We start from the raw sequence: 21,610 nt of genomic DNA on the forward strand, positions 1-21,610 counted from the left end.
AGGGTCGCTGATTACTTCGTCGGCACCGGGCGGTGCACGACGTCGTTCAGCGCCTTGACGATATATTCGTTGCCGCAGACGACCGAACCGTCGTCGACCGGCTTGGCGCCGCCGTTGATATCGTGCGCCCAGCCGCCGGCTTCCCGGATGAGAAGCACGCCAGCCGCGATGTCCCAGGCGGCGAGGTCGCGTTCCCAGTAACCGTCGTAGCGGCCGGCGGCCACATAGGCGAGGTCAAGCGAGGCGGCACCCATGCGGCGGATACCGGCCACTTCGCCCATCACGTGGCGCAGTTCGATCAGGTACTTGCCGTGGTTGCCGCGGCCGAGATGCGGCGTGCCGGTGGCGATCACGGCATCGGAAAGATGCTTGCGCGAGGCGACACGCAGGCGACGGTCGTTGAGGAAGGCGCCACCGCCACGCTCGGCGGTGTAGAGTTCATCGGTCGCCGGGTTGAAGATGACGGCGCCGACGATCTCGCCCTGGCGCTCGAGTGCGATCGAAACGGCGAAGTGCGGGATACCGTGCAGGAAATTGGTGGTGCCATCGAGCGGGTCGACAATCCAGCGATGCGCGCCGTCGGTGCCGACGATCTCTTCACCTTCCTCGCCAAGGAAGCCGTAGGTCGGACGGGCCTTGAGGAGTTCCTCGCGGATGAGCTTTTCGGCCTTGCGGTCGGCCTGCGAAACATAGTCGCCCGGTCCCTTGAGCGAGACCTGCAGGTTCTGGACTTCGCCGAAATCGCGGGCCAACGACTTGCCGGCCTTGAAGGCGGCCTGAACCATGACATTGAGAAGTGCTGAACGGGCCATCTGGCGATCCCTTGATAACGAAGGCCGATCGAAAACAATCGATCGGACGTTGAACCTGCTTGACGGAACGCGGCCGCATTGCCGGCCCTACTTGCAAATTCCCTTGATCGGAACCGATCCAAGGAAGCAGGGCAAGCCGCAGATTGAGCTCCGTCGTCAAAAAACCGAGTGAATTCTCACTCCGCTCGCCGTCGCCGCCAACTGTCGCGGCACCACGAGCAAAACCGCGGCCTCAGAACCACAAATGGCCCGCAAGTTCAAGCGAAATAGCATTTCCGCCGAACGACCGCCAAAGATTCGACCGCGAGCGGCGCCGTTCAGCTCCGGCGATATTTGTTGGCGGCGCTGAGTGCCTGCTTCTGCTGCTCTTCGTTGAGACCGAGATAGAAGTCTTCGAGCGCGTCGTCTTTCAGACCGGCGCGACGCGAAAGCACATACCATTTCGCCGCCTCGACCGGATTGGGCCGGGTGCCGATGGCGTTGACGTAGAGATGCGAAAGCCGGTTCTGTGCAACCACGTTGCCGCCCTCGGCCGCCCGCCGCATCCAGCCGAAACCCTCTTCGAGATTACGCTCGCCGGCAATGCCCTCGATCATCCAGATCGCGATGTCGAGTTGAGCGGTGTCGTACCCCGCCCGCGCCGCGCGGATCAGCCATTCGCGCGCCCGCGTCCGCTTGCTTTCCTCGATGCCATCGACATTGACCAGGATCTGCGACAGCGCATATTGCGCATCCGCGATGCCCTGTTCGGCCGACTTTTCGTAATAGGGCATCGCCAGTTTCAAACCCTTGGGTCCGGGATTGTCGGCGACGAGCGTCTGGCCGTAGTTGAATTGCGCCGAGCCATTGCCGAGATCGGCCGCCTTCTTCATCAGCTCTTCGGATTTCTTCCGGTCGCGCTTGACGTAACGGCCCTCCATCAGGATCAGCGCGTATTTGAACATCGCGGCCGGATCGCCTTTTTCCGCGGCCTGACCGTACCAGAAGGCAGCCTGCTGGGGATTGCGCACGACGCCCAGTCCCTGCTGCAGGATCTCGGCGATCAGGGTCTGCGCCGCCGGGTCGCCAAGCTGCGCGCGCGGCAGCGCCAGATCCATCGCGGTCAGGTAGTAGCCGCGCTGGAACGCGCCATAGGCATCGTCGACCTTGCCGGTAAAGGGCTTTTCCGCTGGCAGTGCCGGCAATTCGGCACCCATGCGATCGAAAACAGTGACGCCGGACGATGGGACAGAGCCGTCGGCCGGCTTCTTATTGGGGCCGACAGCGGACTTGTCGTCTTTCTGGTCGGTCGGCGTCGCGCCCTCCGGCATCGCCGCCCCGTTGAAGGGCGTGATGCGGCCGCGCTTTTCGACGCCGGCGTCCTCGCCACTCTTCTGCTCCTGCGCATGCGCAGGCATAGCCAGGGCGACGGCCATGGCAACAAGGGAAAAACCTCGACTCAATCTGGAAGGCAGACGGCTCAACATCGAAACGTCTTAATCTTCAAACCGTGGCGCTTTTTCGTCAAGAAGTGCGTTGACCGCAGCAACGACGGAAGGCGCCTGGCCGGGTTCGCCGAAGACGGCAAGACGAAGCGCCACGAACTCAGCACCGGTCTCCGCCACCGCAAGTGCCGATTGCGGGTCCGTGCCGCCCATGACGATGCAGGGAATCTCGATCATCGACGCCCACCATTCGGCCAGCGCCAGGTTCTTCGGATGCGCCTCCGGCTTGATGTCGCCATCCGTCTTGCCGAAGAACACGTAGTCCGGGCGCACTTCGCCGATTTCCAGCGCGTGGTGACGGTCGGCCGCATTGCCCCCGCCGACGATCAGCTTCGGCGTGTGCTTCTCGACCGCCTCACCCAGCACTTCCGCATTGCCGGCAACGTGCAGGCCGTCGGCCTTGGCACGTCCGGCCACGCGGGAGTCACCCTCGATGAGCGCGGCGGCGCCGGCCTCCTGGATCACCGGCACCAGACGCTCGGCGTGCTTCTGGAACTCGGAGTCATCAAGTGCGTATTGCGGCACGATCACCGAGGCGACGTCGCCGCCCTTCAGGGCATCGGCGAGCACGTTTGCGCGTTCCGCCGCATCGGGCATGTCGGGCGCGATCAGCACCAGGCGGCAACGTTCTGTTGTCATATCAAGACATCCATTTCCGGCTGCATCCGCCAGGATGGCGAAACCAGCGCTCGATTTCATTTGGGAAAACCGATAGACGGAGACTGCAAAAGGATCAACCGCCCCCCATGCTTCCTGATCTCGACTTCTATCTTATCGCCATTCCGGCAGTTCTGCTCGTTGGCCTCAGCAAGGGTGGCATGGGGGAAGCGCTTTCGCTGATGGGCGTTCCGATCCTGTCGATGGCGGTGTCACCCGTCCAGGCGGCCGCTCTCCTTCTCCCGATCCTGATCGCGATGGATCTCGTCTCGCTTTGGATGTGGCGCAAGCACGGCGATCGCACCACCCTCTTCATGCTGTTGCCCGGCGCCATCGCCGGCATCTTCATCGGCTGGGCGACCTCGGCCTACGTCTCGCGGGACCTCCTTCGCCTGATAATCGGCCTGATCACCGTGCTCTTCGTGCTGCGATACGTCTACAATGTCTGGCGCACGCGCCTTGGCATCACCATCGCGCCGAAGAAGCAGCGGGCCGGTCCCGCAGCACTCTGGGGTTCCTTTGCCGGTTATGGCAGCTTCGTCGCCCATGCCGGGGGCCCGCCTTTCCAGATCTACGCGCTGCCGCTGCAGCTCGACCCGCGCGAATACACCGGCACCATCGTGCGCTTCTTCGCGATCCTGAATGCGGTGAAGCTCATCCCCTATTTCGCGCTCGGGCAACTGGATCTGAGCAACCTGAAAATCTCGGCGACGCTGTTTCCGCTCGCCATTGTCGCAACCATGTGCGGCGCCTGGATCGTTCGCCGCATGAAGCCGCAGATCTTCTACCCCTTCATGTATACCATGGCCTTCATCGCGGGCTCGAAACTGCTTTGGGACGGTATCAACAGCCTGGTCGCAGGCGGGTGAGCCGCGGACCCAAGTATTACGGAAATATTGCAAAGCAAAATTAGCATTTCGCATCGCACAAATTTCTTGCTGCTTCGCAAAATTTCGCCTAACGTCCGCGCATGACGATCGCGGACCCTTTCGATGCCATTGCGGACCCGAACCGGCGCCACCTGCTGGAGGAACTGCGGCGCGCGCCGAGAACCGTGAACGAACTGGCGGAGGGCCTGCCGATCAGCCGCCCGGCCGTATCGCAGCACCTGAAGGCCTTGCTGGATTGCAATCTGGTCTCGGTTTCGGCGAGCGGCACCCGGCGGATCTATGCGATCAACCGGCCGGGTTTCGACCGTCTCAATCTGTGGCTCGATCAGTTCTGGTCCTGAGCCCGGCGGCGCGAACGCTGCGCCCGAAAGAAACAGACCGGGCGTCAAGCCCGGTCCAAAATTCCGTATATTCCACTGTGGGGGGATTGGTTCTAAACCTTGTTGCGCCTACTCAGAGGGGAGATGGCGCCTCCCGATAGTCCTGGGAAATACCGTTGATAATCAGTGAGTCGAGGAACGAAGCCTTTCGATTTCGTCCTTGATGCGCAGCTTCCTCCGCTTGATGTCGTTGATCAGTTCGTCTTCCACCGACGGCTGATTCAATGCCGCATGGAGCTCCTGCTCCAGGACGCCATGTTTTTTCTCAAGCGTTGCAAGATGAGCCTCAACAGTCATTTGGCAGTCCCTTCCTTTTGCTTGCATCCGGCATGCGAATGCCGGATGTTCCATGGTTTGTAACCTTACTACTGTGCCATGCCATTTTTCATTTGTCGAAGGCGAAATGATGACGTCGGATAACTTCCCGTTACCGCCCAAGATGTGATAGAGCGACGCATGGAATTCCGGTTCGAGGAGGACTTCGCAACCGGGCTGATGGGGATCGCTTTGCATGCCGGACCAGGACCAGGCCGAACTCAGACTGACCGCCGCGCGGCTGAGGCAGGAACATGAAGACTACGACGCTGCCATCAACGCTATGATCGAGACCGGCTGCGACGCGCTGAGAATCCAGCGCATGAAGAAGAAGAAGCTGGCGATCAAGGACAAGATCAGCAAGATCGAAGACCAGATCATCCCCGACATCATCGCCTGAACGCGGAACAGGACAGACGTGATCGACACCACGACCCCACCCGTCGCCATCATCATGGGAAGCCAGTCGGACTGGGAGACGATGAAGAACGCCGCCGACACGCTCGACGCGCTCGACATTGCCTATGAGGCTCGCATCGTTTCCGCCCATCGCACGCCCGATCGGCTGGTCAATTTCGCCAAGGGCGCTCGCGACGAGGGCTTCAAGGTGATCATCGCCGGCGCCGGCGGCGCTGCCCATCTGCCGGGCATGTGCGCCTCAATGACGCCGCTGCCGGTCTTCGGCGTGCCGGTGCAGTCGAAGGCGCTTTCCGGCCAGGACAGCCTGCTCTCGATCGTGCAGATGCCCGCCGGCATCCCCGTCGGGACGCTGGCGATCGGCCGCGCCGGCGCCGTCAATGCCGCGTTGCTTGCTGCAGCCGTGCTCGCGCTCAGCGACGACGATCTCGCCGACAGGCTCGACGACTGGCGCGAACAGCAGACGATTTCGGTCGCCGAATACCCGGTGGACCAGGCATGACCACCATCGGCATTATCGGCGGCGGCCAGCTCGGCCGCATGCTGGCGATGGCAGCTGCCCGATTGAACTTCCGCACCGTGATCCTCGAGCCGCAGGTCGACTGTCCGGCGGCACAGGTGGCGAATGAGCAGATCATTGCTGCCTATGACGACGAAGCCGCGCTCAGCCAGCTCGCGACCGTGAGCGACATCATCACCTACGAATTCGAGAATGTGCCGGTCGCGGCCGCCGAACGGCTCGCCGCGAAACGACCTGTCTTCCCGCCGCCGAAGGCGCTGGAAGTCGCGCAGGACCGCCTCGTCGAAAAACGCTTCATCAATGACTGCGGCATTGCGACGGCGCGTTTTCACGCCGTCGACAGCCAGGCCGATCTCGAAGCAGCACTCGCCGATTTCGGCGGATCGGGCGTGCTCAAGACCCGTCGCCTTGGCTATGACGGCAAGGGACAGCGCGTGTTCCGCTCCGCAGCCGACAGTCCTGCCGGCGCCTTCGCGGAGCTGGGCGGCGTGCCCCTGATCCTGGAGAGCTTCGTACCCTTCGAACGGGAGATCTCGATCATCGCCGCCCGCTCCACAGATGGCACGGTCGCCTGCTTCGATCCGGCCGAGAACGTGCATCGCAACGGCATCCTCCACACCTCGACGGTACCGGCAGCAGTCGGCGACGGCACGGCGGACGCGGCCCGCAAGGCCGCCAAGGCGATCCTCGATGCACTTGGTTATGTCGGCGTCATCGGCGTCGAATTCTTCGTACTTGCCGACGGCAGCCTGATCGCCAACGAGATGGCGCCGCGCGTGCACAACTCCGGCCATTGGACGGAGGCGGCCTGCGTCGTCTCGCAGTTCGAGCAGCATATTCGTGCCGTCTCGGGATTGCCGCTCGGCAATCCCCGCCGCCATTCCGACTGCGTCATGCAGAACCTGATCGGCGACGACCTCAACGATGTCCCGGCATGGCTTGCCAAGGACGATGTTCTGGTGCACCTCTATGGCAAGACCGAAGCGCGCGCCGGCCGCAAAATGGGCCACGTCACACGGCTCGTCCGCGGCTGAAGACCGCAGAAATGCGGGGCAAGACGCCAAAATGGGGCGTCTTGTGGTTGACACCTTAGGGGGGACACGGTATGTGCCATCCCACCTTAAAGGAGCGCGCTGAACGGCGCGCTTTTGATTGTTAGAAGATACCGGGCGAATTTTCGTTCCCCGAAACCTGCGGATCAGGAAAATGAAGATCAAGAATTCGCTCAAGTCGCTGAAGACCCGTCACCGCGAAAACCGTCTGGTTCGTCGCAAGGGCCGCATCTACATCATCAACAAGTCGAACCCGCGCTTCAAGGCTCGTCAGGGCTGATCTAAGCCGGGTGGCAGACATCGCTTCGGCGATGTCCCAAAATTGATTATGAAGTTGATCCATGGCGGGCTAACATGCTCGCCATGCGAGTTTTTGTACCCCTGATTCTGGCGTGTTCCGCCCTGCTCGCCACCTCCATCGGAGCTGGCAGTTTCTCCTTCGCGGCGGAAGCATCGACCCAAACGGAATCGGCCAGCCTCACCACACCCAAGCAACGACTGGACGGCCTGTTCGCGGACCTCAAGAAGGAACGCGATGCCGACAAGGCGCGTGAACTCGCCAACCAGATCCGTGTGGAATGGCAGGATTCCGGCAGCGCCACCGTCAATCTCCTGATGCAGTGGGCCGACAAGGCCATCACCGACAACAAGCAGGCGGCGGCGCTCGACATCCTCGACCAGGTGATCACGCTTGCGCCCAACTATGTCGAAGGCTGGAACCGTCGCGCGACCCTGCATTACACGATGGGCAACTATCGGAAATCGATGTCGGACATCAACCGCGTGCTGACGATCGAGCCTCGTCATTTCGGCGCGCTTGCCGGCATGGCAGCGATCCTCGGCGCCTCCGGCAAGGACGAGCTCGCCATGCGGGCCTGGGAGCAGTTCCTGGACATCTATCCCGCCGATCGCAAGGCGCAGGAGCAACTGGGCGAGCTCGCCGAGAAGCTCGCCGGCAGCAAGACCTGAGCGAACGCGACACACTCGACTCTAGCCTTCAATGCCCCTCTGCACCAATGAAAGCACTCTTCTCGAAGTAGCGACAGCCGCTCGGCGTTTCATTGAGCCGATCTGGCTGGAATGGCACCGGGCTTGGGGTGGCGATCTCCCCGCGATCGCTTCACAATGGACCTGCGGCCGTTCGAGCCTGTTCCTGGCACGTGTCTTGATTGCCCAAGGCCTCGATGCCCATTGGGCCTCTGGAGCGCCGCAGAGTGCGCCTTCCGGGCCTGACATCGGCCCCTACGGCTTCTTCTGCGGGGAACGCTAGCAAAGCCATGCCTGGGTCGAATGCGGCGATTACATCGTCGACATCACCGCCGATCAGTTCGGCGCCCCTCCGGTGCTCGTTGTCGACAGCACGGACACCCGCTACAACAAGGGCGACCGGGATACCGCGCTGCCTGAGTTCGTGCTTGCCCGCCAGCGCGCCGTTGACGCCATCTGGCCACGATGGCAGTCGATGGGCTCCCCTGCCCCTGAAGCCTCTCCAACGCAGACGCCTTGACGGGCCTACGGACGCCGGAAGACAGATTGAGACAATGGTACCAGCCACATTCCTGCTCATTGGACTAGCGCTCGTCGGCATTGCCTACAGCCTCTGGCACGCGCGAGCCTTCACCCGGCGGTTTCCGAATGCCGGCGAACTGATCGACATCGGCGGTTATCGCATGAACAGCGTGCACCTGCCGGCAGGCGAGCAGGCCGATCTCCTGCCCGTCATCTTCATCCATGGCGCCAGTGGCAATCTGCTCGATCAGTTGCATGCCTTCGCCCCAGCCCTTGATGGCCGCGCCGAGATGCTGTTCGTCGATCGTCCGGGTCACGGCTACTCCGAGCGGGGCGGAGCGGAAAACGACCTTCCGGACGGCCAGGCGACGGCGATCGCAAAGCTGATGGAAAAGCGCGGCATCCGTCGCGCGGTCATCGTCGGCCATTCCTTCGGCGGCGCCATCGCTGCGAGCTTCGCCCTGCATCACCCGGAAAAGACGGCCGGCCTCATCCTGCTGGCGCCCGCGACGCACCCCTGGCCAGGCGGCATCGAATGGTACTATCGCCTCACGGCGCTCCCCCTCGTCGGCTGGCTCTTCGCCCATACGCTGGTGACGCCCCTGGGGCAGCGCCGCATCGAAGGCGGCACACACTCGATTTTTTCACCCAATCCGCGGCCCGACGACTACATCGACAAGACCGGCCCGCATCTGGTGCTGCGTCCGGCGACCTTCCGCAACAATGCGCGCGACATAGCCAATCTCCATGCCTATCTGACCGCGACGGCACCCCGCTACCGCGAGATCACGACACAGACCGTGATCATCACCGGCGATAGCGACGGCATCGTGCTGGCCGACATCCATTCCCGCGGGCTGGCGCGCGATATCCCCGGCGCGGAACTGCTGTGGATCGGCAATCTCGGCCACAAGCCCGACTATGTGGTCACGGACGTGGTCGTGGCTGCGCTCGAAAAGATGGCGGGCCAGCCGACGGATCTCGAGCAAATAAAAAGGCGGGCCGAAGCCCGCCTGATCATGTCGTCCGAAGCCATCGGCCAAGTCTGACCCGATTCGCACTTTGCCAAGGCTGCATCAGATGCCGCTCATGCCGTCCGAACCGATATAGGCGATGCGCAGCATGTTGGTGGCGCCAGGCGTACCCAAGGGCACGCCGGCAGAGATGATGACGCGTTCGCCGGGCTTGCCGAAGCCTTCGGCCGCAACGATGCGGCAGGCACGGTTGACCATATCGTCGAGGTCCGTCGCGTCCTCGGTGACGACGCAATGCAGGCCCCAGACGACCGAGAGACGGCGTGCCGTCTGGACGATCGGCGAGAGAGCGATGATCGGAACCTGTGGCCGTTCGCGGGCGGCGCGAAGACCGGTGGTGCCGGACGAGGTGTAGCAGACGATCGCGGCAAGACGGAGCGTCTCGGCGATCTGGTGGGCAGCGAGCGAAATCGCGTCGGCACCGGTTGCCTCCGGCGGCGTGCGCTGCGCGTAGATGATGCTGGAATAGTGCGGGTCGCGCTCGACGTTGCTGGCGATCGACGCCATGGTCGACACGGCCTCCACCGGATACTCGCCCGAGGCCGATTCTGCCGACAGCATGACGGCATCGGCGCCTTCGAAGACGGCCGTCGCAACGTCGGAAACTTCGGCGCGCGTCGGAACGGGTGCGGAGATCATCGATTCCAGCATCTGCGTGGCAACAACCACCGGCTTGCCAGCGCGGCGACATGCGCGCGTCAGCTGCTTCTGCAGGCCCGGCACCGATTCCAGCGGCATTTCGACGCCGAGGTCGCCGCGCGCGACCATCAGCGCGTCCGAAAGCTCGATGATCTCATCAATGCGGTCGAGTGCCTGCGGCTTCTCGATCTTCGACATCAGGCCGACGCGGCCGCGGGCGATCTTGCGGACTTCGGCCAGGTCTTCCGGCCGCTGCACGAAGGAGAGCGCCACCCAGTCGATCTCGCCGGTGGCGAGAACGGCGTCGAGGTCAGCGCGGTCCTTGTCGGTCAGAACACCGACCGCGAGCAGCGTGTCCGGCAGGCTGACGCCCTTGCGGTCCGAAATCTTCGTTCCCGCGACGACCGTGGCCACGATGCTCTTGCCGTCGGTCTTCTCAGCGCGCAGATGCAGCTTGCCGTCGTCGATCAACAGGCGATGGCCGGGCTTGACCGCTTCGAGGATTTCCGGGTGCGGCAGGTAGACGCGCGTGTTGTCGCCGGGCACGTCCTTGTTGTCGAGCGTGAAGGTCTGGCCGACCTTGAGATCCACCTTGCCTTCTGCGAACTTGCCGACGCGCAGCTTCGGGCCCTGAAGATCGGCGAGAATGCCGATCGGCCGACCACAGTGGCTTTCCACCGTGCGGATGCGCTGAACCAGCGTGCGCATCACGTCGTGGCTCGCATGGCTCATGTTGATACGGAACAGATCAGCCCCGGCCTCGTGCAGCTTCTGGATCATCTGCTCATCGGAAGACGCCGGTCCGAGCGTGGCGAGGATTTTGACTTTTCTGTTCCGCTTCATCAATTCTGGCTTTCCTGCGTGCCGGGCGTTTCGGAGAGCTGAACCATCCAGCTCCCTTGCCGCCCCGTGTCGTATTCCTTGAATCCCATGCGCTGGAAGCCGCGGGCGAAGCAGTCCTGAACGCCCGCGATCTTGAACTCGTTCTCGGCGACGCACATGTTGACGTCACCGGTCCAGCGGCCGCCGCGGGCCGCATCTTCCGCGTAGAGATAATAGTATCGTGACTCAAGCTCGCCCTCGATCAGGGTCGCGCAGGTGGTGGCCGGAACCTGCCACCAGCCCTCCGTTACCCAGCCTTCCTTGGCCCGGTAACCGATCGCCACGCCGACGAGATTTTGCGTGCCGTTGCAGACGCGAAAATCGGCGCGCGCTTCATCGGCAAAGAGAAATGAGCTTGAGGTTGCCAGGAAAAACAGGAGGATACCTCCCAGTGTCGTCAGCCCCGGCTTCGCTTTGGAAAAAGGATTTCTGGACACGGTTTCCGATGGAACTCCGTTTTGATTTGCGTGGCACTTTCTTGCGACGGCCAGCCCCGAAAGTCAACGTAACTCTAATCGATTACAATCGGCAAATTGCGTTCAAATTGCGCTAAACAGTTGCGCGTTTCTTGCGATTGACGCGCGTGCGTGCGATCAGCGAGGACGAGGCTAGACAAGAGACTGGACCGGCATGCAACACTATTCTCCCTATGAGATTATCGAAGCCAAGCCTGCAACCGGGCTCGTTTTGCTTGCCGACCACGCGATGAACCGGTTACCGGCCGAGTACGGCAGTCTCGGCCTGCCCGCCTCGGCGTTCGAGCGACATATCGCCTATGACATCGGCGTCGAGGCACTGGTGCGGCAGCTCTCGCGAATACTCGATGCGCCGGCCGTGCTCGGTTGCTTCTCCCGCCTGCTGATCGATCCCAATCGCGGCGAGGACGACCCGACGCTGGTCATGAAGATCTCCGACGGCGCGATCGTGCCCGGCAACCACCCAATCAGCGCAGAGGAATGGGAGAACCGGCTGAACCGGTTCCACCGCCCCTATCATCGCGCCGTTTCCGAGACGATCGGCCGAAGCGCCGAGGCGCATGGCGCGGCACCGCTGGTCATTTCGATCCACTCCTACACACCGGCCTGGAAGGGTGTGGCCCGCCCCTGGCACGCTGCCGTCCTCTGGGACAACGATCCGCGCGCCGTCCTGCCGCTGATCGCGAAACTAGAGGCGTCGGGCGATATCGTCGTCGGCAACAACGAACCCTATGACGGTGCGCTGCGCGGGGATACCATGTTCCGGCACTGCATGATGCCGGGCATTCCCCACGCCCTGATCGAGGTGCGCCAGGACCTGATCGCCGACGAGACGGGCGTTGCTGGCTGGGCCGAGCGGCTGGCGCCAATCCTTGCGGGTCTCAACGCCATGACCGAATTGCATCGCTACGAGCGCCACGCCTCCCGCACCGGCGCCTATTAGAGCTTGGGTCCGGAAGTACGCAGTAACCGAAGAGGATCAACGTCCATGACCGAACTGACCCCGGAGCAGCAGACGGCATTCGAGGCAGCCGCCTTTCGCCGTCTCGTCACCCATCTGCGCGAACGCGCCGATGTCCAGAACATCGACCTGATGAACCTCGCCGGCTTCTGCCGCAATTGTCTTTCCAACTGGTACCGAGAAGCCGCCGAAGAGGCAGGCGTTGCTCTCGCCAAGGAGGAATCTCGCGAGATCATCTACGGCATGCCCTATGAGGAATGGCGCGAGCGCCATCAAAGGGAAGCGACCGCCGAGCAGAAGGCAGCCTTCGAGATCAACAGGCCGAAGGAATAAGGGCGTTTCGGCGGCGCTTGCCACGGAATTGACCGCGTTGTTGCGCATTGACCCTTGACCTTGGCGGCCGTTTTCGGCACGTCACGGCACCCACGAAATTCAATTCCCCGTATCAAGGAGAAGACCATGTCGGATGCTCACGGCGTCGCACGCGATCAGCTTCGCGCTTTCATCGAGCGGATCGAACGCCTGGAAGAAGAAAAGAAGACCATCGCGGACGACATCAAGGACGTCTACGGCGAAGCCAAGTCCATGGGCTTCGACACCAAGATCCTGCGCAAGGTCATCTCGATCCGCAAGCAGGACCACGACGAGCGCATGGAACAGGAAGCGATCCTCGACACCTACCTCCAGGCGCTCGGCATGGTGCCGGCAGCCGCCGAAGAATAAGCAGGCTTGCAGGGCCGCCGACAGGCGGCCTCGTCCGGACAGCGATAGGGAGCAGGCTGCCCCCGACCCGACCAGAGACGACAGCACCCGAAAGCACGATACAGAATCAAAAAGCCCGCCGGTTCGGCGGGCTTTTTCGTGTCTGCTGTTCGGCCGAAGCTCAGTTCGTGCTGAACTTCTTCACTTCCATGAAGTTGACCGCATTGCCGCTGAAGCGGGCCGTGTCCACCGTGCCAGCGCCGTTCGAGAAGCCGGCGGCATAGACCGTGGTCGGTGCGGTGCGGAGCGACTTGCTGACGAAGCGCGGCGCCTTGACCGGCTTGGAAAGCGTCGCCACACGACCCGTCGTCAGCGCCCATTCGGAAATGATCTTCTGGGTCAGCTTCGGTTCGGTGCGGACCGACGAGCGGGTCGCTGCGTCGGCGTCGTTCTTCTTCGGTCGGCCGCCCTTTGCCGGCGCTTCGGCCTGCGTATCGAAGGCATCGTCGAAGAAAGCCGCACGGGCGTTCGTGTTCGATTGTGGCGCATAGGCCGCCATTTCGATCGGCTGTTGCGATACCGGCTCGCGCTGGGCCGGCGTCGGAGCAGCAAGCGCCACACGGGTCGCAGCCTCGGCGGCAACGTCACGCGGCGGCTCTGTGGACGCAACCACCGGGCGCTCCGCGAAGGATGGAACCACGACCTGCGCATCGGCAACGGCGGCAAGGGCCGCGTCACCCGCAGGTCGCATCGCCGGAACCGGAACGAAACCAAGCGCCTGCACATCCGCGGAAGGATCGGCCGAAGCGACAAGCGTATTCATGTCGCGACGGTCAAGCATCTGCGGCACCGGCACCTTCATCGAGCCGAGATCGGCGAATTCGCTCGGCATTTCCGTGGTCTGCGGCAGGGCAGCAGCAAGCGCATCCTGGGCCGCGTTCTTCTGCGGCGCCACCAGCGCAACAGCTACGCCGCCATCGGCCGGCGCATCCTTGAAGGCAGGACGAACGGCCGGAACCGGTGCATTGATGTTCTGTTCGGCTGTTGCAGTGGCAGCAGCTGTCGGTTCGGCAGCAACCGAGCCGGCGACACCTGGCAGCGCTTCTTGGGCTGCGGGAGCGGAAGCTGTCTGTACCTTGGCGGGCGCAGCGCCGCCTTCATCGTCAGCGCCCGGACCGGCCGCAATCGCCGAGGGTTCTTCATCCTCGTCGCCGCCACCGCCAAAGAGCATGGCGAACAAGTTGCCGCGACGCTTGCCGCTTGCGCTATCGCCAGGACCGGTTGCGCCGCCACCGGCGACTTCGATCGCCGAGGCACCGACGCGACGTTTGTAGTCGGCGACCGCCTGGTCATAGCCCGGAAGCGGCTTGCCGTCGGACGGCAGATGCATGGTCTTGCCATCAGGGAAGAGGCGTGCGAGTTCGGCGCGGCTCATGCGCGGCCAGGCGCGAACGCCGCCAACATCCATGTGAACGAAAGGCGAGCCGGAGGTCGGGTAATAGCCGACACCACCCACCTGGAACTTCACGCCGATTTCGCGCAGCGTCTTCAGCTTCACGTCGGGAAGGTAGAAGTCCATCGCCTTGCCGAGCATGTGCTGGCTCTTCTTGGCGACGCCCTTCGAGCGCGAACGCAGCATGCCGTTGGTTGCCGGCGAACGATAGGCCGAGACGACGTGGATATAATCGCGCGAACCGCTCTTCTGGTAGACTTCCCAGACGAGGTCGAGCAGGCGCGGGTCCATCTTGGTCGGTTCGTTGCGACGCCAGTCGCGAAGGAATCGGTTGATCTCCTGCAGGCCCTTGGTGTCGTAACGGCCATTGCGCTTGAAGGTGATCTGCGCCTTTTCCTGGGTATGAATGAAATAGAGTTTCAGTGTCCGGGTCTGGCCCGCGGCCTCTACGGGAGGCGCGAAACCTGGAGTCACGAGGGAAGCCGCAATAGCAACGGATGTAAGAACCTGCGGCACCTTACGGGTAAAGGCCGCGCAGACTCTCGCTAAGGAGCCGAGCGGCTTCTTAAAACCGAACAAATTTGGCATTCAATCCCCGTCCGACGGACAACCGTGCTTCGCTGTCTCAGATGACTGTCAAATAAGGTGACAGCATGGCAAATATGCCACAGTCGTCACCGCCCCTTATAATATAGTGAACACTTCACTAACAAGGTCTAAACGGCGGTGACTGAATAGCAGGGCTAATGAATTGTGAATGCGTCGATTTTATGCCGCCTCCCTCAATGGGTTCTCGGGATCGATGCCATAATCCTTCAGCTTGCGGTAGAGAGTAGACCGGCCGATGCCGAGCTTGCGAGCCACCTGGCTCATCTGTCCGCGGTAGAATTTCAGCGCAAAACGAATCAGTTCCTCTTCCACTTCGGCGAGCTTGCGGACGTCACCACCCTCGTCGACGCTGGCGATCGCGTTGTCCATCCGCGGGTCGTGCCCGGCATCGCCTTCCATCGATTTCGCCGCACTCGCGAAGTCCGGATAGACATTCGGCACCTGTTCCGCCGGCCCGCTTTCCCGTTCCGGACCGGCTTCGCCCCAGGAGAAGCCGGAGCGGTCGGAAACGACGTAGCCCGGGATCTGGGTGGCGATCTGCGGAAAATCCTTCACCGTCAGCTCGTTGCCTTCGGCAAGCACAACAGCCCGGAAGATCGCGTTTTCGAGCTGCCGGATGTTGCCTGGCCAGTCATAGGCAGTCAGCAGCGCCAAGGCGCCGCTCGAAATGGCGAGCGGTGTGTGCAGGCGCTGCTCGGCGGCAAAACGCTCGACGAAGGAACGCACCAGAACCGGGATGTCTTCCTTGCGCCGACGCAGCGCCGGGATGGTGATCGGGAAGACGTTGAGGCGGTAATAGAGGTCCTCGCGGAACCGGCCCTCGCGCACTTCGTTGATCAGGTCCTTGTTGGTGGCCGAGATCAGCCGCACATTGACCCGGTGCGGATGGCGCGCGCCGATCGTCTCGATCTCGCCCTGCTGCACGGCACGCAACAGCTTCACCTGGACTTCGAGCGGCAGGTCGCCGATCTCGTCGAGGAACAGGGTGCCGCCGTCGGCATCGACGAACTTGCCGGTGTGTTTTTCCGTCGCGCCGGTAAAGGCGCCCTTTTCGTGGCCGAAGAGAATGCTCTCGACCAGGTTATGCGGGATCGCGCCACAATTGACGGTGACGAAGGGCTTGCCGACCCGGTCGCTCGCCGACTGGATGGCGCGGGCCACCATTTCCTTGCCGACGCCGGACTCGCCTTCGAGCACGATCGGAATGTTGGACTGGGCGGCACGGCGCGCCAGGTCGATCACCCGGATCATCGCCGGGCTTGCCGAAACGATGTCCTCGAAGCCGACGGCGCCGCCGCGCGGACGGCGCGAGGTTTTGACCTTGCCGTCGCGGCTCGCCATCTTCAGCGCATTGCTGATCGCGACCGACAGCCGCTCCGGAGAGACGGGCTTCACCAGGAAGTCGAAGGCACCCGCCTGCATCGCGTGAACCACGGTTTCGATGCCGCCCTGGCCGGTCTGTACGATGACAGGCATATCGACGCCGCGCTCGGCCAGCGCTTCAAGGAAGCCGTGCCCGTTCATTTCCGGCATCAACAGGTCGAGCAGAATGACATTGATCATGCCGCCCTTGCGCTCCAGGAGCTCCAGACCGCTGCGGCCATTGTCGGCGAGATGCGCTACATGGCCGAGACGCTCGATCATGTTCGTCAACAACCGGCGCTGCACCGGATCGTCATCAATGACCAGAATATGTGATGTCACGGAAGCCTCCTGCTTTGGACACGCAGTACTATTTGGCCAACCTCATGTGCCAAATGACGTCAGGCATCTGTGCCATAAAGGGCTGAACATCATGTTTTGAGAAATGCTTGCATTTTATCCATTGCCGGCGATAGCAATGGAACCCATATCGCTTGCCTTCTTCCTGTCACGAACGAGAGAAATCCGACGATGACCTTCCGCCCCTTCGCTCCCGAGCAATCCGCTGTCCGCGCCGCCGCCGGGCAATCCCATGGCGCTACCGCGGATCTCGGCGACCTGCCCTCCTGGCGGCTCGAAGATCTCTATCCGTCGGCCGCATCGGATGCCTTTCGCAACGACCTGAAAAAGGCCGAGACCGAAGCGACCGCCTTCGAAACCAAGTGGAAGGGCAAGCTGGCCGAGGCCGCGACGAAGCGTGGTGACGACGGCATCGGCGCCGCCGTCCGGGAGTTCGAAGCGCTCGAAGATGTCATGGGCCGCATCGCTTCCTTTGCCGGCCTCACCTATTTCTCGGACACGTCCAAGCCCGAGAACGGCAAGCTTTATGGCGACGTACAGTCGAAGCTCACCGACATGTCGGCGCATTTGCTGTTCTTCTCGCTGGAGCTCAATCGGATCGATGACGCGATCCTCGACAAGGCGCTGGAAAACGATGCGCTTGCCGCGCACTACAGGCCCTGGCTGACCGACCTGCGCATGGACAAGCCCTATCAGCTCGACGACAAGCTGGAGCAGCTTTTCCTGGAAAAATCGATGACGGGTGCTGCCGCCTTCAACCGGCTGTTCGACGAGACGATGACGAGCCTCACCTTCAGCGTCGATGGCGAAGCCCTGCCGCTGGAAGTCGCCCTGAACCTGTTGCAGGATCCGGCGACAGAGGTCCGCCAGAAGGCGGCGATGGCGCTTGCCGAAACCTTCAAGGCCAATATCCGCACCTTCACGCTGATCACCAACACGTTGGCCAAGGACAAGGAAATCTCCGACCGCTGGCGCGGTTTTCAGGACATCGCCGACAGCCGCCATCTGGCGAACCGCGTCGAGCGCGAAGTTGTCGATGCGCTGGCCGAAGCCGTCAAATCCGCCTATCCGCGCCTGTCGCATCGCTACTACACGATGAAGGCAAAATGGCTCGGCATGCAGGAGATGGATTTCTGGGATCGCAATGCGCCGTTGCCGGAAACGCCGAACGCGCTGATTTCCTGGAACGAAGCCAAGGACACGGTTCTCTCCGCCTACAATGCCTTCGATCCGGAAATGGCCGCGATCGCCCGCCGCTTCTTCGACGAGAGCTGGATCGACGCGCCGGTGCGGCCGGGCAAGGCACCCGGCGCCTTCGCCCATCCGACGGTACCATCCGCGCACCCCTACGTGCTCGTCAATTACATGGGCAAGCCGCGCGACGTCATGACGCTTGCACACGAACTCGGCCACGGCGTGCACCAGGTGCTGGCCGGGGGACAGGGCGCGCTGATGGCGTCTACTCCGCTGACCCTGGCTGAAACCGCGTCCGTGTTCGGCGAGATGCTGACCTTCCGCGCGCTGCTCGACCGGACGAAGGACAAGCGCGAGCGCAAGGCCATGCTTTCCCAGAAGGTCGAGGACATGATCAACACGGTCGTGCGCCAGATCGCCTTCTACGAGTTCGAGCGCAAGGTCCACACTGCCCGCAAGGAAGGCGAACTGACGGCTGACGACATCGGCAAGCTGTGGCTGTCGGTGCAGAACGAGAGCCTCGGGCCGGCGATCCGAATCTCCGAAGGCTACGAGACCTATTGGGCCTATATCCCCCACTTCGTCCACTCGCCTTTCTACGTCTACGCCTATGCCTTCGGCGACTGCCTGGTGAACTCGCTCTACGCCGTCTACCAGAACGCCGAAAAAGGCTTCCAGGAGAAGTACTTCGAACTGTTGAAGGCCGGCGGCACCAAGCACCATTCCGAGTTGCTCGCGCCCTTTGGCCTCGATGCCACCGATCCGTCGTTCTGGGCACAGGGACTGTCGATGATCGAAGGGCTCATCGACGAACTCGAGGCGCTTGATAAGGCCTGATCCGGGCACAGGTCCGGATCACGGCGCGATCGACAAGACGACTTTATGAGCGACACCGCACCCTATGTGCTGTTCCGGGACGACAGCGAAAACCGCACCACGGTTTTCGCTGAGCCTTCGCGCATCGTCACCGCGCGCACGAAAGCCGAATTCACCCGCGGCCTTGCCGAGCTCGAGCGCGCCCACAAGGCGGGCAAGTGGCTCGCCGGCTTCATGTCCTACGAGGCCGGCCACCTCTTCGAGCAGAAACTCGCAAGGTTTGCCGAGGAGGGCCGCGAAACGCCGTTGATGTCCTTCGGCATCTTCGACGCGCCCTCGGAAGACCATCCCCTCGCCGAGCCGCAGCGCCGGACCGAGAACGAACCCTTCCTCGCTGAGCCACGCGCCGGCTGGGACTTCGGCACCTACCGCGAGCGCTTCGATCGTCTGCACCAGCATCTGCGCCAGGGTGATTGCTACCAGGCCAACCTGACGATGCCGATCCGTGCCCGCTGGTCTGGCGATCCGCGCGCCGCCTTCTGGTCGCTGATCGACCGCCAGCCGGTGAAATACGGGGCGCTGGTTGCGCTTGACGGGCCGGTCCTCCTGTCGCGTTCGCCGGAACTCTTCTTCCGCGTCGATGCGGACGGCTGGATCGAGACGCACCCGATGAAGGGTACGGCCAAGCGCGGCGCCTCTGCGGCCGAAGACGCCCAGATCATCGCGACCATGCGCGCCGACGAAAAGACCCAGGCTGAAAACCGGATGATCGTCGATCTCCTGCGCAACGACATCTCGCGTATCACCGAAGTCGGCACGCTGAGCGTCCCCAAGCTCTTCGAGATCGAGACCTACCCGACCGTGCACCAGATGGTGAGCCATGTCCGGGCAAAGCTCCTGCCCGAGATCGGTATCGAGGACATCTTCGCCGCCCTGTTCCCCTGCGGCTCGATCACCGGCGCGCCGAAGATGCGGGCCATGGAAATCCTGCACGATCTGGAAGACGGACCGCGCGACGCCTATTGCGGCGCCATCGGCTTCATCGCCCCGAGCGGGATCATGCGCTTCAGCGTCGCCATCCGCACGATTTCGCTTTTCCCCAACGGCGAGGCTATCTTCAATGTCGGCGGCGGCATCGTCTTCGACAGCAACGCCCGGTCCGAATATGACGAATGCCTGCTGAAGGCCCGCTTCGCCATTGGCGACGACAAGATCGCGCTGGGCGATGACGAGATCGCACGATGACGGACTTCTCGCTGATCGAAACGCTGCGCTACGAGCCCGAAAACGGCTTCGTCCGATCGCGCCTGCATTTGGCGCGGCTGAAGCGATCGGCGCGACGTCTCGGCATTCCAGGAGCGGAAGGCGCAGAAGCGGCCCTGTTGGCAGCGGTGGAGAGCGGCCACGACAAGCTCGTACTCCGCGTGCGGCTCGAGCTTTTCCCCGACGGACGCATCGAGGTAAAGGCCGCACCGTTCGTACCGTTGTCGGACGATACGATCTGGCGGGTGCGGATCGCCGCCACCCGGCTCAACTCGCGTGATCCGCTGCTGCGCTACAAGACCAGCCGCCGGGCGGCCTATGAAACGGCCCGTGGCGAGTTCGCAGCAAGCGAGGCTGACGAGGTTCTTCTGCTCAACGAGAAGGGCGAGGTCTGCGAAGGCACGATCACCTCGGTTTTCCTCGACGACGGTAGCGGTGTCCTGAAGACACCGCCGATCGCCTGCGGCCTGCTCGCCGGTGTGCTTCGTACCGAACTCATCTGCCAACGACGCGCGCGGGTAGCGCGCCTTTCGCCGGCGGATCTCACAAGCGGAACGGTCTATGTCGGCAATTCGCTACGCGGTATGATCCGGGTGAGACTCCTGGTCTGAACCGGGAAGCGTGTAGCGTCTGACACGATCCCGCCCATCGCGCTTGGCGAGGTAGAGCGCCTGGTCGGCGCGCGCATAGAGATCGCTGACGGAATCGCCATCACGATATTCCGCAAGCCCGACCGAACAGGTGTAGAAGAACTCCGGAATATTCTCGAGCGGCCGGGAGCTTCTGACCCTTTCGAGCAGACGGTCGAGAATGCGATTGCCTTCGCTGATGGTGGTATCAGGCAGGATGAGCATGAATTCCTCACCGCCGATCCGGCCGAAGCAATCCGAGCGGCGCACGAATTCCTGCATTTGACGCGCGAAGTCGAGCAGAACCTCGTCGCCGCGCTGGTGCCCGTGGCGGTCGTTGATCGCCTTGAAATAATCGATGTCGATGATCGCGACGCAACCCCACATATGCGGATTTTCGGCACAATTGGCGATGAATTCAGTCAACCGCCCCATCGTGTAGCGACGGTTGGGCACACTGGTCAGCTCGTCGACCTGGGCCGCCCGAAGCGCGAAATCGCGGTCCTGCCGGAGCTCGCGCTCGCCCGCATGGATAGTGGTGACATCGACGGCAATGCAAAGCATATAGCCGTCGGAATCCACCGTCTCCGTCATCCACAGCCAGCGGCCGTCATGCAAGTCGGTTTCCATGGCACGAAAAGGCACTTTGCCGCGCCGGTGAGCCGTCGAGGCAATCCAGGCGTTGACGTCGTCGGTTTTCAGGACGGTCCCCTGACCGGCCGCGTAGTTGCGGCGCATGATCTCCGCCCAGGTCGGGCTCTCGTCTGGACCGACGTGATAGGCCGCGCGAAATGCCGTGTTGGCAAACCGCAATCGATCGTGCTGATCGTAGAGCGCGATCAGTACGGGTGTTTTGCTCTGTAAGGCCGCAAGAGCCTTGAGATGACTACCGGTCACGGTCTGTCACGCCTCCGGGTCGGACAATATCAATCATGGCGCGAAGCGGATGCTTCAGACGAAGCTATAGCACGAAGTGCTTGTGACAAGCGTTTACGCGTGTGAAACGATGGGGATATGGTTAAATCACCGTCTTGGACCGGCCGAAGTGCATGAAGCATACGCCCTACGACGGTTCCTCCAAGCCCCTCACCATCGGCCTTGCCCAGCTCGATCCCGATCGCTGGATCGAGCCTGACGAACAGCTACAGCACTATCTCTCAGAAAAGAAGTGCCTTCTTGCGGAAGCGTGAGGCA

Annotated in this window: 25 protein-coding genes; 16 read left to right on the forward strand and 9 right to left on the reverse strand. The window is 62.6% G+C overall.

The genetic code is table 11. From position 1 onward, the window contains the following. Positions 1-11 precede the first annotated feature (11 nt). The 3 genes from AC3WWH_RS15095 to AC3WWH_RS15105 form a co-directional block, all read right to left on the reverse strand. The gene (locus tag AC3WWH_RS15095; RefSeq protein ID WP_057254656.1) at positions 12-812 is read right to left on the reverse strand and encodes an inositol monophosphatase family protein; all 801 of its coding nucleotides are present in this window, start codon (positions 810-812) and stop codon (positions 12-14) included. Between the two features lie 317 nt (positions 813-1,129). Next, positions 1,130-2,209 carry a tetratricopeptide repeat protein gene (locus AC3WWH_RS15100; RefSeq protein ID WP_245296007.1) on the reverse strand — a complete coding sequence of 360 codons (1,080 nt, stop codon included), beginning with the start codon at positions 2,207-2,209 and terminating at the stop codon, positions 1,130-1,132. Between the two features lie 78 nt (positions 2,210-2,287). Further along, entirely contained in the window at positions 2,288-2,935 is a 648-nt protein-coding gene (locus AC3WWH_RS15105) for a thiamine phosphate synthase (RefSeq protein ID WP_057254654.1), read from the reverse strand. A gap of 107 nt (positions 2,936-3,042) precedes the next feature. On the opposite strand from AC3WWH_RS15105, the gene AC3WWH_RS15110 reads away from it, so the two are divergent. Together AC3WWH_RS15110 and AC3WWH_RS15115 are read left to right on the forward strand one after the other, a co-directional pair. Continuing rightward, complete coding sequence (locus tag AC3WWH_RS15110; RefSeq protein WP_057254653.1) at positions 3,043-3,822, forward strand: sulfite exporter TauE/SafE family protein; 780 nt, start codon at positions 3,043-3,045, stop codon at positions 3,820-3,822. Positions 3,823-3,923: 101 nt separating this feature from the next. Then, positions 3,924-4,184 (forward strand): ArsR/SmtB family transcription factor, encoded by a 261-nt coding sequence (locus tag AC3WWH_RS15115; RefSeq protein ID WP_057254652.1) that lies wholly within the window; start codon positions 3,924-3,926, stop codon positions 4,182-4,184. A 162-nt stretch (positions 4,185-4,346) separates the two neighbouring features. Here AC3WWH_RS15115 and AC3WWH_RS15120 read toward each other — a convergent pair whose 3' ends face one another. Then, on the reverse strand, positions 4,347-4,520 hold the full coding sequence (locus tag AC3WWH_RS15120; protein ID WP_082616141.1) for a YdcH family protein: 174 nt from the start codon (positions 4,518-4,520) through the stop codon (positions 4,347-4,349). A gap of 214 nt (positions 4,521-4,734) precedes the next feature. On the opposite strand from AC3WWH_RS15120, the gene AC3WWH_RS15125 reads away from it, so the two are divergent. The 7 genes from AC3WWH_RS15125 to AC3WWH_RS15155 all read left to right on the forward strand — a co-directional run bounded on the left by AC3WWH_RS15125 (position 4,735) and on the right by AC3WWH_RS15155 (position 9,085). After that, a complete protein-coding gene (locus AC3WWH_RS15125; protein WP_057254651.1) occupies positions 4,735-4,938 on the forward strand; it encodes a YdcH family protein in 204 nt (67 codons plus the stop codon). Between the two features lie 54 nt (positions 4,939-4,992). Beyond that, a complete protein-coding gene (purE, locus tag AC3WWH_RS15130; RefSeq protein ID WP_057254831.1) occupies positions 4,993-5,457 on the forward strand; it encodes a 5-(carboxyamino)imidazole ribonucleotide mutase in 465 nt (154 codons plus the stop codon). Beyond that, entirely contained in the window at positions 5,454-6,509 is a 1,056-nt protein-coding gene (locus AC3WWH_RS15135; RefSeq protein ID WP_057254650.1) for a 5-(carboxyamino)imidazole ribonucleotide synthase, read from the forward strand. The genes purE and AC3WWH_RS15135 overlap by 4 nt, the downstream gene beginning before the upstream one ends. 172 nt (positions 6,510-6,681) lie before the next feature. Continuing rightward, positions 6,682-6,807, forward strand: coding sequence for a type B 50S ribosomal protein L36 (ykgO, locus tag AC3WWH_RS15140; protein WP_034806120.1), 126 nt, complete (start codon positions 6,682-6,684; stop codon positions 6,805-6,807). Between the two features lie 74 nt (positions 6,808-6,881). After that, positions 6,882-7,496 carry a tetratricopeptide repeat protein gene (locus AC3WWH_RS15145; RefSeq protein ID WP_057254649.1) on the forward strand — a complete coding sequence of 205 codons (615 nt, stop codon included), beginning with the start codon at positions 6,882-6,884 and terminating at the stop codon, positions 7,494-7,496. A gap of 373 nt (positions 7,497-7,869) precedes the next feature. Beyond that, positions 7,870-8,034, forward strand: a complete 165-nt coding sequence (locus AC3WWH_RS15150) for a hypothetical protein (RefSeq protein ID WP_156414730.1) — start codon at positions 7,870-7,872, stop codon at positions 8,032-8,034. A 34-nt stretch (positions 8,035-8,068) separates the two neighbouring features. After that, the gene (locus tag AC3WWH_RS15155; protein ID WP_082640688.1) at positions 8,069-9,085 is read left to right on the forward strand and encodes an alpha/beta fold hydrolase; all 1,017 of its coding nucleotides are present in this window, start codon (positions 8,069-8,071) and stop codon (positions 9,083-9,085) included. A 27-nt stretch (positions 9,086-9,112) separates the two neighbouring features. Here the strand turns inward: AC3WWH_RS15155 and pyk are convergent, their stop codons facing one another. Then, on the reverse strand, positions 9,113-10,552 hold the full coding sequence (gene pyk / locus AC3WWH_RS15160; protein ID WP_057254648.1) for a pyruvate kinase: 1,440 nt from the start codon (positions 10,550-10,552) through the stop codon (positions 9,113-9,115). Continuing rightward, entirely contained in the window at positions 10,552-11,028 is a 477-nt protein-coding gene (locus AC3WWH_RS15165; protein WP_057254647.1) for a DUF1036 domain-containing protein, read from the reverse strand. Before AC3WWH_RS15165 ends, pyk begins: the two co-directional genes overlap by 1 nt. Positions 11,029-11,221: 193 nt before the next feature. On the opposite strand from AC3WWH_RS15165, the gene AC3WWH_RS15170 reads away from it, so the two are divergent. The 3 genes from AC3WWH_RS15170 to AC3WWH_RS15180 all read left to right on the forward strand — a co-directional run bounded on the left by AC3WWH_RS15170 (position 11,222) and on the right by AC3WWH_RS15180 (position 12,751). After that, on the forward strand, positions 11,222-12,010 hold the full coding sequence (locus AC3WWH_RS15170) for an N-formylglutamate amidohydrolase (RefSeq protein WP_058321019.1): 789 nt from the start codon (positions 11,222-11,224) through the stop codon (positions 12,008-12,010). A 45-nt stretch (positions 12,011-12,055) separates the two neighbouring features. Next, positions 12,056-12,361 (forward strand): DUF1244 domain-containing protein, encoded by a 306-nt coding sequence (locus AC3WWH_RS15175; protein ID WP_058321018.1) that lies wholly within the window; start codon positions 12,056-12,058, stop codon positions 12,359-12,361. A gap of 126 nt (positions 12,362-12,487) precedes the next feature. Beyond that, on the forward strand, positions 12,488-12,751 hold the full coding sequence (locus AC3WWH_RS15180; RefSeq protein ID WP_057254644.1) for a DUF2312 domain-containing protein: 264 nt from the start codon (positions 12,488-12,490) through the stop codon (positions 12,749-12,751). A gap of 160 nt (positions 12,752-12,911) precedes the next feature. Here AC3WWH_RS15180 and AC3WWH_RS15185 read toward each other — a convergent pair whose 3' ends face one another. Together AC3WWH_RS15185 and AC3WWH_RS15190 are read right to left on the reverse strand one after the other, a co-directional pair. After that, entirely contained in the window at positions 12,912-14,771 is a 1,860-nt protein-coding gene (locus AC3WWH_RS15185; RefSeq protein ID WP_058321017.1) for a peptidoglycan L,D-endopeptidase MepK, read from the reverse strand. Between the two features lie 180 nt (positions 14,772-14,951). Beyond that, positions 14,952-16,496: a sigma-54-dependent transcriptional regulator gene (locus AC3WWH_RS15190; RefSeq protein WP_057254642.1), complete on the reverse strand. Its 1,545-nt coding sequence runs from the start codon at positions 16,494-16,496 to the stop codon at positions 14,952-14,954. Positions 16,497-16,685: 189 nt separating this feature from the next. On the opposite strand from AC3WWH_RS15190, the gene AC3WWH_RS15195 reads away from it, so the two are divergent. From AC3WWH_RS15195 to AC3WWH_RS15205, 3 genes are read left to right on the forward strand one after another with little or no spacing between them, the layout of a single operon-like run. Continuing rightward, entirely contained in the window at positions 16,686-18,545 is a 1,860-nt protein-coding gene (locus AC3WWH_RS15195) for a M3 family oligoendopeptidase (protein ID WP_058321016.1), read from the forward strand. Between the two features lie 45 nt (positions 18,546-18,590). After that, complete coding sequence (locus AC3WWH_RS15200) at positions 18,591-19,769, forward strand: aminodeoxychorismate synthase component I (RefSeq protein WP_058321015.1); 1,179 nt, start codon at positions 18,591-18,593, stop codon at positions 19,767-19,769. Further along, positions 19,766-20,398, forward strand: coding sequence for an aminotransferase class IV family protein (locus AC3WWH_RS15205; protein WP_058321014.1), 633 nt, complete (start codon positions 19,766-19,768; stop codon positions 20,396-20,398). Before AC3WWH_RS15200 ends, AC3WWH_RS15205 begins: the two co-directional genes overlap by 4 nt. Here AC3WWH_RS15205 and AC3WWH_RS15210 read toward each other — a convergent pair. Beyond that, positions 20,363-21,313 carry a GGDEF domain-containing protein gene (locus AC3WWH_RS15210; RefSeq protein WP_057254638.1) on the reverse strand — a complete coding sequence of 317 codons (951 nt, stop codon included), beginning with the start codon at positions 21,311-21,313 and terminating at the stop codon, positions 20,363-20,365. The two genes, AC3WWH_RS15205 and AC3WWH_RS15210, sit on opposite strands and share 36 nt — an antisense overlap. Before the next feature lie 152 nt (positions 21,314-21,465). Between AC3WWH_RS15210 and AC3WWH_RS15215 the strand changes: the two genes are divergently transcribed. Then, a complete protein-coding gene (locus tag AC3WWH_RS15215; RefSeq protein WP_373419820.1) occupies positions 21,466-21,606 on the forward strand; it encodes a hypothetical protein in 141 nt (46 codons plus the stop codon). Positions 21,607-21,610 lie beyond the last annotated feature (4 nt).

The organism is Ensifer sp. EB106-03-01-XG145 (assembly GCF_058792075.1).